This window comes from Rhizobium sp. 18065 (assembly GCF_902706095.1).
GTDB lineage: Bacteria > Pseudomonadota > Alphaproteobacteria > Rhizobiales > Rhizobiaceae > Allorhizobium.
The window spans coordinates 46,513-62,681 of record NZ_CACSJP010000001.1 but is presented as its reverse complement, the minus strand read 5'-3'; the positions used below and the strand labels follow the sequence as shown (position 1 = coordinate 62,681).

16 protein-coding genes are annotated in these 16,169 nt (G+C 59.2%); 7 read left to right on the top strand and 9 right to left on the bottom strand.

Features of this window, described 5'->3' with window-relative positions:
* Positions 1-184: 184 nt before the first annotated feature.
* Entirely contained in the window at positions 185-811 is a 627-nt protein-coding gene (locus GVK95_RS00265) for a ribonuclease D (protein ID WP_159945863.1), read from the bottom strand.
* A 13-nt stretch (positions 812-824) separates the two neighbouring features.
* On the bottom strand, positions 825-1,064 hold the full coding sequence (locus tag GVK95_RS00260) for a hypothetical protein (protein ID WP_159945861.1): 240 nt from the start codon (positions 1,062-1,064) through the stop codon (positions 825-827).
* A 369-nt stretch (positions 1,065-1,433) separates the two neighbouring features.
* Here GVK95_RS00260 and GVK95_RS00255 point away from each other — a divergent pair, with 369 nt between their 5' ends.
* Entirely contained in the window at positions 1,434-2,858 is a 1,425-nt protein-coding gene (locus GVK95_RS00255) for a phosphomannomutase (RefSeq protein ID WP_159945860.1), read from the top strand.
* 52 nt (positions 2,859-2,910) lie between these two features.
* Positions 2,911-3,666, top strand: coding sequence for an SDR family NAD(P)-dependent oxidoreductase (locus GVK95_RS00250; protein ID WP_159945858.1), 756 nt, complete (start codon positions 2,911-2,913; stop codon positions 3,664-3,666).
* 14 nt (positions 3,667-3,680) lie between these two features.
* Here the strand turns inward: GVK95_RS00250 and GVK95_RS00245 are convergent, their stop codons facing one another.
* Genes GVK95_RS00245 through GVK95_RS00235 form a run of 3 tightly spaced genes read right to left on the bottom strand, consistent with a single transcriptional unit; the run spans position 3,681 to position 7,047 of the window.
* Entirely contained in the window at positions 3,681-4,904 is a 1,224-nt protein-coding gene (locus GVK95_RS00245; protein ID WP_159945856.1) for a cyclopropane-fatty-acyl-phospholipid synthase family protein, read from the bottom strand.
* Positions 4,901-5,692, bottom strand: a complete 792-nt coding sequence (locus GVK95_RS00240; protein ID WP_159945854.1) for a DUF1365 domain-containing protein — start codon at positions 5,690-5,692, stop codon at positions 4,901-4,903. Before GVK95_RS00240 ends, GVK95_RS00245 begins: the two co-directional genes overlap by 4 nt.
* Positions 5,689-7,047 (bottom strand): FAD-dependent oxidoreductase, encoded by a 1,359-nt coding sequence (locus GVK95_RS00235; RefSeq protein WP_159945853.1) that lies wholly within the window; start codon positions 7,045-7,047, stop codon positions 5,689-5,691. The genes GVK95_RS00240 and GVK95_RS00235 overlap by 4 nt, the downstream gene beginning before the upstream one ends.
* A 121-nt stretch (positions 7,048-7,168) precedes the next feature.
* Between GVK95_RS00235 and GVK95_RS00230 the strand changes: the two genes are divergently transcribed.
* The 5 genes from GVK95_RS00230 to GVK95_RS00210 are packed head-to-tail and all read left to right on the top strand — an operon-like array spanning position 7,169 to position 11,662.
* Entirely contained in the window at positions 7,169-7,858 is a 690-nt protein-coding gene (locus GVK95_RS00230; protein ID WP_244618614.1) for a sigma-70 family RNA polymerase sigma factor, read from the top strand.
* Positions 7,855-8,544 (top strand): ChrR family anti-sigma-E factor, encoded by a 690-nt coding sequence (locus GVK95_RS00225; protein WP_159945851.1) that lies wholly within the window; start codon positions 7,855-7,857, stop codon positions 8,542-8,544. The genes GVK95_RS00230 and GVK95_RS00225 overlap by 4 nt, the downstream gene beginning before the upstream one ends.
* 42 nt (positions 8,545-8,586) lie before the next feature.
* Complete coding sequence (locus GVK95_RS00220; RefSeq protein WP_159945850.1) at positions 8,587-8,988, top strand: DUF2177 family protein; 402 nt, start codon at positions 8,587-8,589, stop codon at positions 8,986-8,988.
* A 43-nt stretch (positions 8,989-9,031) separates the two neighbouring features.
* A complete protein-coding gene (locus GVK95_RS00215) occupies positions 9,032-10,042 on the top strand; it encodes a ligase-associated DNA damage response exonuclease (RefSeq protein ID WP_200844207.1) in 1,011 nt (336 codons plus the stop codon).
* Between the two features lie 3 nt (positions 10,043-10,045).
* The gene (locus GVK95_RS00210; RefSeq protein ID WP_159945848.1) at positions 10,046-11,662 is read left to right on the top strand and encodes a cisplatin damage response ATP-dependent DNA ligase; all 1,617 of its coding nucleotides are present in this window, start codon (positions 10,046-10,048) and stop codon (positions 11,660-11,662) included.
* A gap of 7 nt (positions 11,663-11,669) precedes the next feature.
* Here the strand turns inward: GVK95_RS00210 and glpK are convergent, their stop codons facing one another.
* The 4 genes from glpK to GVK95_RS00190 form a co-directional block, all read right to left on the bottom strand.
* Entirely contained in the window at positions 11,670-13,163 is a 1,494-nt protein-coding gene (glpK, locus tag GVK95_RS00205; protein WP_159945846.1) for a glycerol kinase GlpK, read from the bottom strand.
* 79 nt (positions 13,164-13,242) lie between these two features.
* On the bottom strand, positions 13,243-14,964 hold the full coding sequence (locus GVK95_RS00200; RefSeq protein WP_159945844.1) for an ABC transporter substrate-binding protein: 1,722 nt from the start codon (positions 14,962-14,964) through the stop codon (positions 13,243-13,245).
* 84 nt (positions 14,965-15,048) lie between these two features.
* Positions 15,049-15,330, bottom strand: coding sequence for a DUF2160 domain-containing protein (locus GVK95_RS00195; protein ID WP_007602811.1), 282 nt, complete (start codon positions 15,328-15,330; stop codon positions 15,049-15,051).
* A 10-nt stretch (positions 15,331-15,340) separates the two neighbouring features.
* Positions 15,341-16,159: a carbohydrate ABC transporter permease gene (locus GVK95_RS00190; protein ID WP_007602813.1), complete on the bottom strand. Its 819-nt coding sequence runs from the start codon at positions 16,157-16,159 to the stop codon at positions 15,341-15,343.
* Positions 16,160-16,169: the final 10 nt, after the last annotated feature.

Sequence of the window (16,169 nt, the reverse complement as noted above, 5' to 3'; positions counted from 1 at the left end):
GCATGATCAGCGCAAAAGCCAACCCTGCCCCTCCGATTCTTTGGAGCCATGATGGGTGACGGGGGTTAAGAAAGGCTTGGCGCGTTCGCATCATCGCGCCAAGAATTAACCCGTGCTTTTTGAGGATCAATCGCTTCCTGCGCGGCGTTGGAATGCACGGGTAAGATACGCCGAAGGATCGATCTCAGCTGTGGGCAAAAATGTCTGTTTCGTCCCAGCCCAGCAGGTCCAGCTTGGCGCGCGTCGGCAAAAATTCGAAGCAAGCCTCGGCATGATCCATGCGGCCGTCACGAATCAGCCGGGCAGTCAGGCGATCACGCAATGCATGGAGATGGAGTACATCCGATGCCGCATATTCAAGCTGGGCCTTGCTCAAGGTCTGGGCGGCCCAGTCCGAAGACTGCTGCACCTTGGAAATATCGACTTCCAGCATCTCCTTCAGATTGTCCTTCAGGCCATGGCGGTCCGTGTAGGTGCGGCTCAGGCGGGAGGCAATCTTGGTGCAGAAGACCGGTGTGGTGGTCGCACCAAAGGTGTGAAAGAGGACGGCAATATCAAAACGTCCATAGTGGAAGATCTTCTGGCGGGCAGGATCGGCCAGCATGCCGACGAGATTGGGCGCTTCTTTCTGACCAGCGGCAATTCGAACGATATCGGCGCTGTCGTCACCCGACGAAAGCTGCACGAGACAAAGCCGATCACGCCGCGGCACAAGGCCCAGTGTTTCCGTGTCGATTGCGATTGCACCGGTATAGCGCGCGGCATCGGCTGCGGAAATATCACCTTCGTGCAATCGGATCGTCGATGCCATGCCTGTCTCCCCGTCAAAATATGCTCTGCTCGCTATAGCCGAAAGCACATGCCTGAACCACCCCAGCGACACGGGCATCGGAACCGAACTCGATCAGAACCGGAGCAAAAGCCCAACGAACGGGCTTTTTTCTGGCAAAACAGGCGTTTGCAAAGACTCGCCAAAGTCGGAGCCATCCGAAGTTTGCATAGATTTTGACGCCTCGGCCTAATCCATGTTCAAATTTACCCTCTGCATCGACAACTAAGGCCATTTTCGAAGACCTTTTCTTCAAATGCGAACGTCATTCGAATGAAGAACACACCTCCGCCGTCCATCACCGTGACAAGCCATGCGAATTACGCACTGCTGCGTTGCAACAACAAGGATTGGCTTCGGAAAACGAAACGCATATAACCAGAGCATCGAAGCGGCGCACTCCTCCTCCCAGTGCCGCCCGATGGGATCGGCAACTCTCCTCCTCCTCCCGATTGCCGATCAAGTTTAAGAGCCTGGCGCATCCTCCTCCCGCGCCAGGCTCTTTCCATTTCTACCCCCCATCGAAAATGAAACGCTTGCTTGAGGCTTCGGCCTGCGGGCTCTATATCCTGTTCTCCATCCGTCAGATGAGCAGGAGAATCCCATGTCAGTGAAGTTCGGAACTAGCGGGTTGCGCGGGCTTTCCTCTGAACTTGTCGGAAGTGTATCGGCCCTCTATGCAACGGCCTTTGCCCGTTTCCTGCTCGAAAAGAATTTGGTCAAGGCCGGCGGCAGTGTTGTCGTCGCACGCGATTTTCGCCAATCGAGCCCTGAGATTGCAGCGACAGTCATGGCTGCGCTCACGCGTTCGGGACTGACCCCGATCGATTGCGGGACGATCCCGACACCGGCGCTGGCGCTTTACGGCGCAGCCGTCAACGCCGGTGGTATCATGATCACCGGCTCGCACATTCCCGCCGATCGCAACGGCATCAAATTCTATCGGCCAGACGGCGAAATCGACAAAGAGGACGAACAGGCGATCGTGGCTCTGGCAACGCGCCTTGCGGATGACTCAGACGCCAATCTTGTCGAAACAGGCTTCGGTTCCAATCACGAGGCGCAGGCAACGGAACTCTTCCTGGAGCGAAACTTTGCAACGCTGCCGAGCCAAGCGCTTGCCGGCATGCGGGTTGGCGTTTACCAGCACAGCACCGTTGCGCGTGACATGATGGTCAAGGTCTTCGAACATTTCGGCGCAACGGTATTTCCGCTCGGCCACTCGGAGCAGTTCATCCCGGTCGACACCGAGGCTGTATCGGATCAGACTGTCGCCTTGCTGGCCGAATGGACGGACGAACTTGCCCTCGATACGATCGTCTCGACGGATGGCGACGGCGACCGGCCGCTTGTATCAGACGAACGAGGAACCCCATTGCGCGGCGATCTGCTTGGCCTGATTTCAGCGCGCTTTCTGAAAGCGGCCCTTGTCGCGACACCGGTGACCTCCAATTCCGGCCTGGAGGCCGACGGACGGTTTGCCGTTGTTCGCACACGCGTCGGTTCGCCTTATGTCATTGCCGCGATGAACGAAGCGCTCGCGGGCGGACAGACCGGCGTTCTCGGTTTCGAGGCCAATGGTGGCCTGATGCTGGGGTCGGATTTCGATGTCGGGACGAGTGTTCTGAAGGCACTTCCCACCCGCGACAGTTTTCTGCCTGCGCTTGCGGTTCTTGCAACGGCAAAACAGACCGGGCAATCGCTGTCCGCGCTCGCCGCTTCATTCAGCATGCCGATCGCGCTCAGCGACAGGCTGGAGAATTTCGCCGTCGAGCGTAGCGCGGCCTTGATGGCGCATCTGCGCACCTCCCCTCAGAATGTCGCGACTTTCCTTGCGCCATTGGGTGGCGTGAAATCGATCAGCGACATCGATGGCTTGCGCGTGACACTCGATGACCGCTCCGTCGTACATTTCCGCCCGTCCGGCAACGCGCCCGAAATGCGGTGCTATGTCGAAGCGTCCTCTCCTGAGGAGGCAAAAAAGCTGCTGAAGGGCGGCTTAGGCCTGCTGGAAAGCTGGCAAGCCTGAACCGACATGCCGGTCAGGGCGTATTGGTTGCATGACAAACCAAGAGGATGCCATGACCAAGATCGCGTGGATTACCGGTTCCAGCTCCGGCATCGGCCGGGCACTCGTTGAACGACTGGTGCGCGACGGCTATACCGTCGCCGTCAGCGCCCGTGGTGCTGAAGCACTGGCCGATCTGGCGACAAGCGCGCCGCAGCATATCCGATCGTTTCCGCTCGATGTCACCGACAAGACGGCAGTTCAGACTGTTGCTGAGACGATCGAGGCGACCCTGGGGCCCATCGATCTGGCGATTTTTGCCGCAGGCTCCTATACCCGCGACTATGCGGCAGGCTTCAGCAGCGAGCGAACCCGGCAAATGTTCGAGTTGAACGTTCTGGGCACCGCGCAATGCCTTGAGGCGATCATGCCGCGCATGATGGAGCGCAAACGCGGGCAGATCGCCGTTGTCGCGTCCGTGTCTGGCTATGTCGGACTGCCAGGCGCGGCGAGCTATGGCGCCACCAAGGCGGCGCTCAACGCATTGTGCGAGGCACTCTATCCGGAACTGGACAGCCACGGTGTGAAACTGACCATCGTCAACCCCGGCTTTGTCGACACGCCCCTGACCCAGAAGAACGATTTTCCCATGCCCTTCCTCGTCTCGGCCGAGGAAGCCGCCGACAGCATTGCGGATGGCCTGAGCAAAAATCGGTTCGAGATCATCTTTCCCTGGAAAATGGCGCTCGCAATTCGTCTGCTCCACGCGCTGCCGCACAGACTGAGATTTGCCATCACCAGCAGGATGTTACGGCCGCCTACCGGCTGAGCAGGCGCCCGCGATCAATTCAGCGTCGGCTTGTCCAGCCTGAACTGCACGACATCGATACGCCCCGTGCGGAAGCCGACAGCGCAGTAATGCAGGTAGAGCCGCCACATGCGATAGAAGCGACGATCGAAGCCGAGCGGCTCGATCTGTTGCCAGTTGGCTGTGAAGGCCGCGTCCCAGGCCAGCAGCGTTCGATCGTAATCCTTGCCGAAGCGGAAGCAGTCGGAGACCTGCATTCCGGCACTTTCAGCATCCCGCCTGAACAGGGAAACGGTTGGCAACATGCCGCCCGGGAAGATGTAGGTCTGGATGAAATCGGCGTTGCGCCGATAGCCTTCGAAACGCGCCTCATCGATGGTGATCGTCTGGATGACGGCGCGGCCGCCAGGCGCGAGCAGTTCCTTTACTGCCTTAAAATAGACGGGCCAGTTTTCTTCGCCGACGGCCTCGAACATCTCGATGGAGACGATCTTGTCGAACCGACCCTTGCAGTCACGGTAATCCTCCAGGCGAATATCGACGCTCTCGGCGATCCCGGCCTTCTGTAATCTCTCCTCGGCGAAACGGGCCTGTTCGACCGACAGCGTCAAACCGGTTACGCGACAACCGGTGGTGCGGACCGCATATTCCGCAAACCCACCCCAGCCGCAACCTATCTCCAGGACATGGTCCTCGGCACCGATGCCGAGTTCTCGGACGATGCGGGCATATTTTTCTTCCTGCGCCTCGGCAAGGGAAAGGCTCGGCGACGTATACAAGGCCGATGAATAGGTCATCGTCCGGTCCAGCCAAAGACCGTAGAAGGCATTGCCCAGATCGTAGTGAAAGGCGATATTCCGACGGCTGCCCTGTTTGGAATTGCGCCGCAACTTGTGGCGCAGATGCGCAATCCGGCCGAATATCGTCGATGGATGTAGCACCTTGTGAAGGCGGTGCTCGTTCGCCACCGCCAATTCCAGCACCGCTCCGATATCGGGACTGTCGAGATCACCGTCCATGAACGATTGCGCAAAACCCAGCGTTCCGCCGGTCAGAATGCGAAACACCGACTTGGCATTGCGGACATATAAGACAGCACTTGGTCCCGCCTCGCCCCCGATCGCCGTATGTTCGCCACCGCCTTCAAACTGCAACTTCAAACGGCCGACCGATATCCTGTCGGCCCATCCGCATAAAATCCGCTGCCAGAACGACCGGGCATTGCTCAGACTTTGCATTTCCTGCTCGGCATGGCTCATGGCTTGTCTATCCCTTTCTGCAGAACGATCGTTGTCGCGATCGGCTGAGCTGCAGCCTTGTGGCGGTACACCGGCGTGCCTTTCAGCCACAGCCGCAGCGCTTCCCAGTGAATTCCGCCCATTACCTTCAGGGTCATCAGGGGAAAGGTTATCAACACCTGCAACAAGCCTGCGTCCGACAGGTTCCGGCGTCGTCCCGTGAAGCCTGCGAAAAGCAGCGGTCCGTCGACATCGGTCTCGCTGATGTTGATCACCACTTCGTCCGACGGCGGCTGAATGCTGAAACTGTACTGGCAGTCCATGGGAATGAACGGCGAGACATACATTTCCTTGGCGCAGCGATGACGCAGCACTTTGCCGCCTGCCGTCACCGGGATGACATATGTATGGCGCTCCTTGAAGGTGTTGCTGACCTCGTAGAGAACCGCCGCCAAATCGCCCGTCTCATGATAGCAGAAATAGACCGTCAGCGGGTTGAAAACATAACCCAGTATGCGAGGGTAACAAAGCATCTGAACCTTGATGCCGCGCGCCTCGACGCCGGCAGCACCAAGCTGGTGCTCGATCCAGTCGCGCAGACCTCCAACGACGCCGTCGCCGTGGTCTTCGTCATGCACCGAATAGATGCCAGCGCGGTTATAAGCGAAGAGGCGCAAGGACCGATCGAGCAGTGGCAATTCATCGAGATCGACCAGCAGCGAGAACACGCTGTAGCGCAGCTTGTGCTGTTTGGGCCGGTGCCGAACATGCAGCACGTGGCCGGCGTAGATCGCTGACGAAATGGTCATTCTGCGGCCTCGTGACTGTACCTGAGCACGATGCGGCCGGATTCGTTGGCCACGATCCACGGCCGACGAATGCCACCGAGCGCCTCTGCGACGGCAAGTCCGGCCTGCAGACCGTCTTCATGGAAGCCGCTGCCGAAATAGGCGCCGCAGAACCAGGTGTTGCGGCGGCCCTGCAGTTTCCAGAGTTCCTGTTGAGCACGGATGGCCGCCGTATCGAACAGCGGATGCTCGTAGTTGAATGTCTGGACAATCTTCGCCGGATCGACCTCGCGGCAGGGATTGAGGGTAACGAATAGTGGATGCGCGGCGTCCAAAGACTGGAGCTTATTCATCCAGTAGGTGACACATGGCGCTTGGCTGGCGGCATCCTCGCCCTCGGCGATGTAGTTCCAGCTCGACCAAACCGATTTGCGCCTTGGCATCAGGCGCTCGTCCGAATGAAGAACGGCAAGGTTCGGCGTGTATTGAAAAGCTTCAAGAACACGGCGTTCCGAACTGTCGGCATCTTCGAGCAGATCGAGGCTCTGATTGGCATGAGTTGCCATGACGACATCGTCAAACTGGTCCCGGTGGCCTCTTACATCGGTGACTTCGACGCCGGTAAGACCGCGACGAACATGGGCAATGGGCGTCGACAGCCTTAGCTCGCCCGAGAAATCAGCCAGAATTCGCTTTACGTATTCCCGGCTCCCACCCTCGACGGTGCGCCAGCGCGGCCGATCCGTCAGCGACAACAGACCGTGATTGTCGAAAAACCGGATGAACGCATGCAGAGGATAAAGCTGCATGTCATGCGCGGTGGTGGACCAGATAGCAGCCCCCATGGGCAAGAGATGGTCTTCGATGAAGGACGCACCATAGTTGGCGGCCGCAAGGTATTCGCCAAGGCTGATGCTCTCCAGTTCGGGGCGCTTCAGCAATCCAGGTGCTTCGCGGTAAAAGCGCCTAATGTCCGACACCATCTTCCAGAACCGGGGATTGAAGATGTTACTGCGCTGCCCCAGCAGGCCGAACAAACCGGAACCGGAATATTCGAATCGACCGCCCGAAATAGACGCCGAAAACGACATGTTCGAGGCCAAGGTCGGCACCTTCAGATGCTCGAAAAGCTTGACCACGTTCGGATAGTTTCTGTCGTTGTAGACGATAAACCCAGTATCGACCGGGATATTCCTGCCGTCCGCCGGCGCAATCACCGTATTGGAATGGCCGCCGGGACGGGCTTCGGTCTCGTACAGCACGACATCTGCACTTTTCGACAACAGCCATGCGGAGGAAAGACCGGAGATTCCTGACCCGATGACCGCGATCCTGCGTTTTCCGCTGGCAACAGCCCTAGAAATGTCCGTGTCCATTATCCGCCCTTTAATTCAACGCCACAACTTTATGTGCCCTCACTACGGTTGCGTGTCGGGAACGGATTGATCGCAGGGGAATAAAATCTCGACAGTGATCCGGCAAAGCAGGCTCGCCGTAATGGCTGCCATGATGGTCAACACGATTCCCATATCGGCAGATGCATGCCAGAATGGCCCCAGGCTATTGGCGCGGCAGACTGCCGTGGCACAGCCTCACAAGGGGAAGACAAGCGTTTCTATGTCCGATTCTGCAGACGATCTTGCGCAGCGCAATTTTTCGAAGCTTCTCGCCGCTGTCGGCCGGGACAGGGATATCGAAGCGTTCGAGGAGATCTTCAGGCACTACAGTCCGAAAATTCGTGCCTACATGGCCAAGCTAGCCCGTGATGGGCAGGCGGCCGAGGAATTGATGCAAGAGACGATGCTGGCCGTCTGGAACAAGGCCGAACAATTTGATCCGTTGAGGGGCAATGTCTCCAGCTGGATCTTCACGATCGCCCGCAATCAACGCATCGACGCGTTCCGCAAGGAACGGCGGCCGACATTCGATCCTACCGACCCGGCCTTCGTACCCGACGACGTACCACCTGCCGACGTCGAATACGAAGGACGGCAGGAGGCCGATCGCCTCCGACGTGCCATGGAAACCCTCCCACCCGAGCAGCTCGAACTCCTGAAGATGTCATTTTACAAAGAAGCCTCGCACAGCGCCATTGCCGCCGAACTCGGCCTGCCAATGGGCACCGTCAAGTCCCGTATCCGCCTCGCTTTTGCAAAATTGCGGGCAGCCCTGGAGCAACGCGCATGACGCTCCAGGTTCAACACCACATCAGCGATGAACTGCTGCTCGCCTATGCCACTGGAGAACTGGCAGAGGGCTGGAGCCTGGCGGTTGCCACGCATCTGGCGCTCTGCCCGAGCTGTCGCAACCGGCTTTCCTTCATGGAGCATGCCGGTGGCGAAATGCTGGAACTGGCGATACAGGAAACGACAGCCGAGACGCCGGCCGAAACGCAGGCGAACAGCTGGGAGGATATGAAGGCGAAAATTTCAGCGTCTGAACCATTGAAAAAGCCAGAGGTCAAGGCCGTGCCTACTCAAGCGGACCCTCCGGTTCTGCCGGAACCACTTCGATCCTATCTCGGCGCTGATGTCGGTCACCTGAAATGGAAAGCGCTCGGACGCGGTGCCTATCATATTCCGATCAAGACGGCGGACGGACGAACCCAGGTAAGGCTGCTGAAGATCCCCGCCGGGAAGCCTGTTCCTGAACATTCGCATGGCGGACGTGAGCTGACGCTGGTGCTGAAGGGTGCCTTCACCGATGGTGCCAGCGTGTTCAAGCGGGGTGATCTTGAGGAAGCCGATGAGAGCCTCACACACCAGCCCGTCGCGACCCCGGAAGAGGACTGCATCTGCCTGGCGGTAACCGATGCGCCGCTGAAATTCCAAAGTCGGCTTCTGCGGATCTTGCAGCCTATCCTCGGCATCTGACCAAACGTGCGGTCGCGGCAGACCGAAGAATGGAGTGACACGATGACCTATGTGGTCGCCTATCTTTCGACAGCAGTCGTGTTCTTCGGGCTCGACTTCCTGTGGCTGACGCGCATTGCCATCGGGTTTTACCGGCGCAATATCGGCGACCTGATGCTGGCGAGCCCCAACCTTGGCGCAGCGGGTGTCTTCTATCTCCTCTACATCGCCGGTATCGTCTATTTCGCCGTTTTGCCCGCCGTCAATGCCAGCAGTCTCACCACCGCACTCATCAACGGCGCCCTGCTCGGGCTCTTGGCCTATGGTACCTATGACATGACCAACCTGTCGACGTTGAAAGGCTGGTCTGTTTCGGTCAGTGTTGTCGACATGGCCTGGGGTGCGTTTCTCACGGCGACGGCGGCTGCGGCAGGCTATATGGCCGTCTCGCGTTTCGCCGCTTGACCGTCTGGCAGGGCGTTGATGGGCGCCCTATCTTGTTGAGATGATCAAGCCAGAGCAATTGCTGCATCCGACCGCCAACGGGCTCTATTGCCCGCCTGGCGACTTTTATGTCGATCCGGTGCGACCGGTCGAGAATGCTCTGGTGACGCATGGTCATTCCGATCATGCTCGTTCCGGACATGCCCGCGCCCTGGCGACACGGCAGACACTCGAGATCATGGCGATCCGTTATGGTGACGACTTCTGCGGCAGCGCCCAGGCGGCGGAGTTCGGCGAGACGATCAGTCACAATGGCGTGGACGTGCGGTTTCATCCGGCCGGGCATGTGCTGGGTTCGGCGCAGATCGAGATCGAGCACAAAGGCACGAGGATTGTCGTTTCCGGCGACTACAAGCGCAGTCCCGACCCGACATGCGCGGCTTTCGTGCCGGTGCCTTGCGATGTCTTCATAACCGAAGCGACTTTTGGATTGCCGGTCTTCCACCATCCCGACCCGAGGATCGAAATCCTCAAGCTGATCACGTCGCTCGACCAGTTTCCCGAACGCAGCCATCTGGTCGGGGCCTATGCGCTGGGCAAGGCGCAGCGGGTGATTTCACTCATTCGCCGTTCGGGCTACGAGAAACCTATCTACATCCACGGGGCGCTCACCAAACTTTGCGACTACTATCGCAGTCAAGGGATCGAGCTGGGTGACCTTCGGCCGGCCACCACCGAGCAGACAAAATCCGGTGCGTTCAAAGGGGCAGTCGTCGTTGGCCCGCCATCGGCCTTCAATGATCGCTGGGCGCGGCGTTTTGAAGATCCACTGTCGATTTTCGCGTCCGGCTGGATGATGGTGCGGCAGCGGGCAAAGCAGCGCGGCGTCGAACTGCCGCTGGTCATCTCCGACCATTGTGACTGGCCCGAATTGATATCAACGATTACCGACATCGCGCCGCAGCAGGTCTGGGTCACGCATGGCCGCGAAGAGGCGCTTGTCCGCTGGTGCGAGCTTGCCGGGATCAAGGCACGCCCGCTGCATCTTGTCGGCTACGAAGACGAATGGGACTGAGCGATGAAGGCATTCGCAGCTCTTCTTGATCGCTTGGTCCTGACACCGAGCCGCAATGGCAAACTGAAGCTGCTGCAAGACTATTTCAGCGCGACACCCGATCCGGACCGGGGATATGCCCTGGCAGCACTGACCGACAATCTCGAGATTGGCAACGTCAAACCGGCCCTGCTCAAGGAATTGGTGCTGGAACGCATGGATCAGGTGCTGTTCCGCTACTCCTATGATTATGTCGGCGACCTTGCCGAAACAATCTCGCTGGTCTGGGAGCCACCGGGCGAGGCGCAACCGGCCGAAGGCGCCGAATTGCAGCTGTCGAGCATCATCGAAAGACTGCAGCGGCTTGGACGGAACGAGACGCGCGGCGTGATGCGGTCGCTGCTCGACACGCTGGGGCCGTCCGAACGCTTCGCGCTGATCAAGCTCGTCACGGGCGGTTTGCGCATTGGTGTGTCGGCGCGCCTGGCCAAGCAGGCACTGGCGAATTTCGGCGAAAAGGATGTCGGCGACATCGAGAGCCTGTGGCACGGATTGACCGCGCCGTATCTGCCACTGTTTGCCTGGCTGGAAAATCGCAGCGCCAAGCCGATCCTGGCAACGCCGGCGATCTTCCATTCGGTGATGCTGTCGACGCCGATCGAGGATCGCGATTTGGAATTGCTTGATCCATCGGATTTCGCCGCCGAGTGGAAATGGGATGGCATCCGGGTTCAACTCTCCTGTTCCGAAGGGCGAAACCGGCTCTATTCGCGATCCGGCGACGATATCTCCGGTGCGTTCCCCGATATTGTCGAGGCAGCGCGTTTCGATGGGGTGATCGACGGTGAACTGCTGGTCGGCGGCACCTCGCGCAGCAATGCGCCGGTGCGGACTTTTTCGGATCTGCAGCAGCGGTTGAACCGCAAGACGGTCACCACAAAAATGATGGAGGACTATCCGGTCTTCATCCGCGCCTACGACATTCTTTTCGAAGGTAAAGACGACGTTCGCGGCGAGGTCTTTCCTGCAAGGCGCGAGAGGCTGGGCAAGCTTGTCGAGGCGCAGGAGGCAACCCGCTTCGACCTGTCGCCTCTGGTTCCGTTCTCAAGCTGGGAGGAACTGGAGCGCTTGCGGTCTTCACCGCCTGATCCGGTGATCGAAGGCGTGATGCTGAAGCGCTACGACAGCGTCTATCAGGCCGGTCGGGCAAAGGGACCATGGTTCAAGTGGAAGCGCGACCCGATGAACGCCGATGCGGTGCTGATGTATGCGCAGCGCGGGCATGGCAAGCGATCAAGCTACTATTCGGACTTTACCTTCGGCGTCTGGACTGCCGTTCCCGGCGAAGGCGATGTTCTGGTACCGGTCGGCAAGGCCTATTTCGGCTTCACCGACCAGGAACTCGAAGTACTGGATCGATTTGTGCGCAACAACACCGTCGATCGCTTCGGCCCGGTGCGGGCGCTCAGGGCTGAAGCGGAACATGGTTTTGTCGTCGAAGTGGCTTTTGAAGGCATTGCCCGCTCCAATCGGCACAAGTCGGGCGTCGCCATGCGCTTTCCGCGTATTGCACGCCTCCGGCAGGACAAGTTGCCGAAGGATGCCGACCGACTGGAGACGCTGGTCGCCATGATCGGCTGAGCCCGACCTACCTCTTGGTCAGGCAGCGGCTGACGCAATCCTGCCAGCCGGCGATCGCTTGCTGTCTTTCGGAGGATTGCATCTCAGGTTCGAAGCGGCGGTTGCGTTTCCAGGTTGCGGCAAAACCAGCCTGATCCGGCCAGAGACCGGCACGCGAGCCGGCAAGCCAGGCCGCGCCCAGCACAGTGGTCTCCAGGATCATCGGACGGTCGACGGGCGCGTCAAGAATGTCGGCGAGACGCTGCATTGTCCAATCCGAGGCGACCATGCCACCGTCGACGCGCAAAACAGTCTGATCGCTGGCGCCGGACCAGTCCTTCTTCATCGCTTCGAGCAGATCATTGGTCTGATAGGCCACGCTTTCCAGCACGGCGCGGGCAAATTCGGCAGGTCCGGAACTGCGGGTCAGACCGAAGATCGCACCGCGCGCATCGGCATCCCAATGTGGCGCACCAAGGCCGGTAAAGGCCGGTACGAGATAGACACGCTGGTTTGGGTCTGCCCGCATGGCCAGCGCGTCCGTGTCGGACGCGACCTTGACGAAGCCCATCTCATCGCGAAGCCATTGCACGGCGGCACCGGCGATGAAGATCGAACCCTCAAGGGCATAGGTGGTCTTTCCGTTCATGCGGTAGGCGATCGTGGTCAGCAGCCGGTTCGACGAGGTGACGCGATCCGAGCCGGTGTTCAGCAGCGCAAAACAACCCGTGCCATAGGTCGATTTCATCATGCCCGGTTCAAAGCAGGCATTGCCGATCACGGCCGCCTGCTGGTCACCGGCGACGCCGAGAATCGGGATGGCCGCGCCGAGAACGGAGGTTTCGGTGATGCCGAAGTCGTCGGCGCAGTCCTTGACCTCCGGAAGCATTGCATGCGGGATCTCGAGGATCTTCAGCAGTTCGTCGTCGAACCGGTTTTCGCTGATGTCGTAGATCAGAGTGCGCGAGGCATTCGTGGCATCCGTCGCGTGGACCTTGCCGCCGGTCAACTTGTAGATTAGCCAGCTATCGACCGTTCCAAAGCAGATTTCGCCTTTATCTGCACGCGCCTTGAGACCGTCGACATTCTTGAGCAGCCAGGAAAGCTTGGTGCCGGAAAAATAGGGATCGAGCAGCAGGCCGGTCTTCTCCGTGAAAAGCGGTTCCAGGCCCCTCGCCTTCAGTTCATCGCAAAAACGCGCCGTACGGCGGTCCTGCCAGACGATTGCGTGATGGACGGGCTTGCCGGTTTCGCGGTCCCAGACAACGACGGTCTCGCGCTGATTGGTGATTCCGATCGCGGTCACGTCGCCGATCTTGATGTCTGCTGCGGCGACTGCCCTGTCGATGGTCTTCAGGACGCTCTGCCAGATTTCTTCGGCATCATGTTCGACCCAGCCGGAATCAGGGAAATGCTGAGTGAACTCCTGCTGTGCGACACCGACAATCTGCATGTCTTGATCGAAGATCATCGAACGCGTCGACGTTGTTCCCTGGTCGATCGCCAGAATGTAACCGCTCATCAGGTCTCAAGCTCCCTCATAGAAGAAGCCGGGGCGTAAGGAGCGCCCCGGCAATTGTCAATTCGGCATATTTGCCGGCTTACTTCTGCCAGCTCTTGACCAGTTCGTCATAGTTGACGGTGACCGGCTTTTCCTTTTCGTTCTCGACCTTCAGCTGCGGTGCAAGGTTGCCCTTGGCCACAGCGTCGGCATTCCACTCTTCGAGGGTCTTTTCCTCGGCAAGTTTCGGACCGATGTCGCCCTGAACACCTGCGCGTTCCAGGCGCTGCATGACCTTTTCCTGCTCGGCGCACAAGGAGTCCATGGCTTCCTGTGCCGACTTCGCACCCGAGGATGCGTCACCGATTGCCTGCCACCACAGCTGCGCCAGCTTCGGGTAGTCCGGAACGTTGGTGCCGGTCGGCGACCACTGGACACGGGCCGGCGAACGGTAGAACTCGATCAGACCACCAAGTTTCGGCGCGCGGTCGGTGAAGCTCTGGTGCTGGATTGTCGATTCACGGGTCAGCGTGAGGCCGACATGGCTCTTCTTGACGTCAACCGTCTTGGAGGTGACGAACTGGGCGTAGAGCCAGGCTGCCTTGGCTCGGTCGTCCGGCGTGGACTTCATCAGCGTCCAAGAACCCACGTCCTGATAGCCGAGTTTCATGCCGTCCTTCCAGTAGACACCATGTGGGCTTGGGGCAAAACGCCACTTTGGCGTGCCGTCCGCATTGACCACCGGCAGGCCGTCCTTGACCATGTCGGCAGTGAAGGCGGTGTACATGAACATCTGCTGGGCGATCTCGCCCTGGGCCGGAACCGGGCCGGATTCCGAGAAGGTCATGCCGGCAGCGGATGCAGGCGCATAGGCCTTCAGCCAATCCAGGTATTTCTGGATGGCATAGACGGATGCCGGGCCGTTGGTATCGCCGCCGCGGGCAACACAGGAGCCGACCGGACGGGAATTCTCGTCGACCTTGATGCCCCATTCGTCGACCGGAAGGCCGTTCGGCAGGCCCTTGTCGCCATTGCCGGCCATGGAGAGCCAGGCGTCGGTGAAGCGCCAACCAAGTGACGGATCCTTCTTGCCGTAGTCCATGTGACCATAGACCTTCTTGCCGTCGACTTCACGACCGGTGAAGAACTCGGCAATATCCTCGTAGGCCGACCAGTTGACCGGAACGCCGAGGTCGTAGCCATACTTCGCCTTGAAGTCGGCCTTGTTCTTGTCGTCGTTGAACCAGTCATAGCGGAACCAGTAGAGGTTCGCGAACTGCTGGTCGGGCAACTGGTAGAGATTGCCGTCTGGCGAAGTGGTGAACTTCAGGCCGATGAAGTCGTTTAGGTCGAGACCGGGATTGGTCACGTCCTTGCCGGCATTGGCCATCCAGTCGGTCAGCGAGCGGGCCTGCTGATAGCGCCAATGCGTGCCAATCAGGTCGCTATCGTTGACATATGCGTCATAGATGTTTTCACCCGACTGCATCTGCGTCTGCAGCTTTTCGACGACATCGCCTTCGCCGATCAGGTCATGGGTGATCTTGATGCCGGTGATCGCGGTAAACGCCGGTGCCAGCACCTTGGATTCGTATTCATGCGTGGTGATGGTTTCGGAAACGACCTTGATATCCATGCCGGCGAAAGGCTTCGCCGCATCGATGAACCACTGCATTTCTGCTTCCTGGGCGGTGCGGTCGAGCGTCGACATGTCGCCGACTTCCTTGTCCAGGAACTGTTTTGCCTCGTCCATACCGGCATAAGCCGAGCCGGTCATTGCCAGCAGCACAGCTGCCGTCGTCGTCATAAGGTGCCGTCGCATAGTCATCCTCCCTAAGGTTGCGATTGCAGTGTCTAAACAGTCGATAGAATGGCGACCTCCCGCCGCCATTCGCCTTTTCTTGCTCTAGACGTAGCGGAACACGCCGATGGCGTAGACCACGGACAGAGCGAGAGCCCACCACAGGCTCGGTCCGATCAGACCAAGCCATGCGAGATGAATGAATGCCGAGCCGAGCAAGGACACGAAAAGCCGGTCGCCGCGGGTCGTCTCGAAATGCAGAATGCCGATGCGCGGGCTGCCGCCGGGGACAAGATATTCCCAGACCGCCATCGAGGCGATCAACCCCAGGATCACCAGGAAGAAGATCGCGGTTGGCAACGTCCAGGCCATCCATGTGAAATCCATTGTAGCCTCCTCAGACGCGACCCAGGGCAAAGCCCTTGGCGATGTAGTTGCGGACGAAATAGATGACCAGGGCACCGGGTATGATGGTGAGGACGCCGGCTGCGGCCAGAACACCCCAGTCCATGCCCGACGCCGAGACCGTGCGGGTCATGGTCGCGGCGATCGGCTTGGCATCCGTCGTGGTCAGGGTACGAGCAATCAGCAGCTCGACCCAGGAGAACATGAAGCAGAAGAAGGCGGCGACACCGATGCCCGACGCGATCAGCGGCATGAAGATCTTCACGAAGAACCTCGGGAAGGAATAGCCGTCGATATAGGCGGTTTCGTCGATCTCCTTCGGCACGCCGGACATGAAGCCTTCGAGGATCCAGACGGCCAGCGGCACGTTGAACAGGCAATGGGCGATGGCGACCGCGATATGCGTGTCGATCAGGCCAAAGGCCGAATAGAGCTGGAAGAACGGCAGCGCAAAGACTGCCGGCGGCGCCATGCGGTTGGTCAGCAGCCAGAAGAACAGATGCTTGTCGCCGAGAAAGCGATAGCGCGAAAACGCATAGGCTGCCGGCAGGGCGGCCGTCACCGAAATCAGCGTGTTCAAAACGACATAGATGATCGAGTTGATATAGCCGTTGTACCAGGATGGATCGGTGAAGATCACCATGTAGTTGCGGATCGTCGGGTCCTGCGGCCAGAGCGAAAAGGCGCCGAGGATCTCGCCATTGCTCTTGAAGCTCATGTTGACGAGCCAATAGATCGGCAGCAACAGAAAGACGATGTAGATCGTCGGGACCAAGAAGCCGAAGCTTGAACGGTTGTCGGAATTGCTCATCGGTTCTCCT

Excerpts from the sequence above, each read along its gene's own strand:
- GVK95_RS00265 (WP_159945863.1), bottom strand. The coding sequence starts at position 811 with ATGGCATCGACGATCCGATTGCACGAAGGTGATATTTCCGCAGCCGAT.
- GVK95_RS00260 (WP_159945861.1), bottom strand. The coding sequence starts at position 1,064 with ATGGCCTTAGTTGTCGATGCAGAGGGTAAATTTGAACATGGATTAGGC.
- GVK95_RS00255 (WP_159945860.1), top strand. The coding sequence starts at position 1,434 with ATGTCAGTGAAGTTCGGAACTAGCGGGTTGCGCGGGCTTTCCTCTGAA.
- GVK95_RS00250 (WP_159945858.1), top strand. The coding sequence starts at position 2,911 with ATGACCAAGATCGCGTGGATTACCGGTTCCAGCTCCGGCATCGGCCGG.
- GVK95_RS00245 (WP_159945856.1), bottom strand. The coding sequence starts at position 4,904 with ATGAGCCATGCCGAGCAGGAAATGCAAAGTCTGAGCAATGCCCGGTCG.
- GVK95_RS00240 (WP_159945854.1), bottom strand. The coding sequence starts at position 5,692 with ATGACCATTTCGTCAGCGATCTACGCCGGCCACGTGCTGCATGTTCGG.
- GVK95_RS00235 (WP_159945853.1), bottom strand. The coding sequence starts at position 7,047 with ATGGACACGGACATTTCTAGGGCTGTTGCCAGCGGAAAACGCAGGATC.
- GVK95_RS00230 (WP_244618614.1), top strand. The coding sequence starts at position 7,169 with ATGGCTGCCATGATGGTCAACACGATTCCCATATCGGCAGATGCATGC.
- GVK95_RS00225 (WP_159945851.1), top strand. The coding sequence starts at position 7,855 with ATGACGCTCCAGGTTCAACACCACATCAGCGATGAACTGCTGCTCGCC.
- GVK95_RS00220 (WP_159945850.1), top strand. The coding sequence starts at position 8,587 with ATGACCTATGTGGTCGCCTATCTTTCGACAGCAGTCGTGTTCTTCGGG.
- GVK95_RS00210 (WP_159945848.1), top strand. The coding sequence starts at position 10,046 with ATGAAGGCATTCGCAGCTCTTCTTGATCGCTTGGTCCTGACACCGAGC.
- glpK (WP_159945846.1), bottom strand. The coding sequence starts at position 13,163 with ATGAGCGGTTACATTCTGGCGATCGACCAGGGAACAACGTCGACGCGT.
- GVK95_RS00200 (WP_159945844.1), bottom strand. The coding sequence starts at position 14,964 with ATGCGACGGCACCTTATGACGACGACGGCAGCTGTGCTGCTGGCAATG.
- GVK95_RS00195 (WP_007602811.1), bottom strand. The coding sequence starts at position 15,330 with ATGGATTTCACATGGATGGCCTGGACGTTGCCAACCGCGATCTTCTTC.
- GVK95_RS00190 (WP_007602813.1), bottom strand. The coding sequence starts at position 16,159 with ATGAGCAATTCCGACAACCGTTCAAGCTTCGGCTTCTTGGTCCCGACG.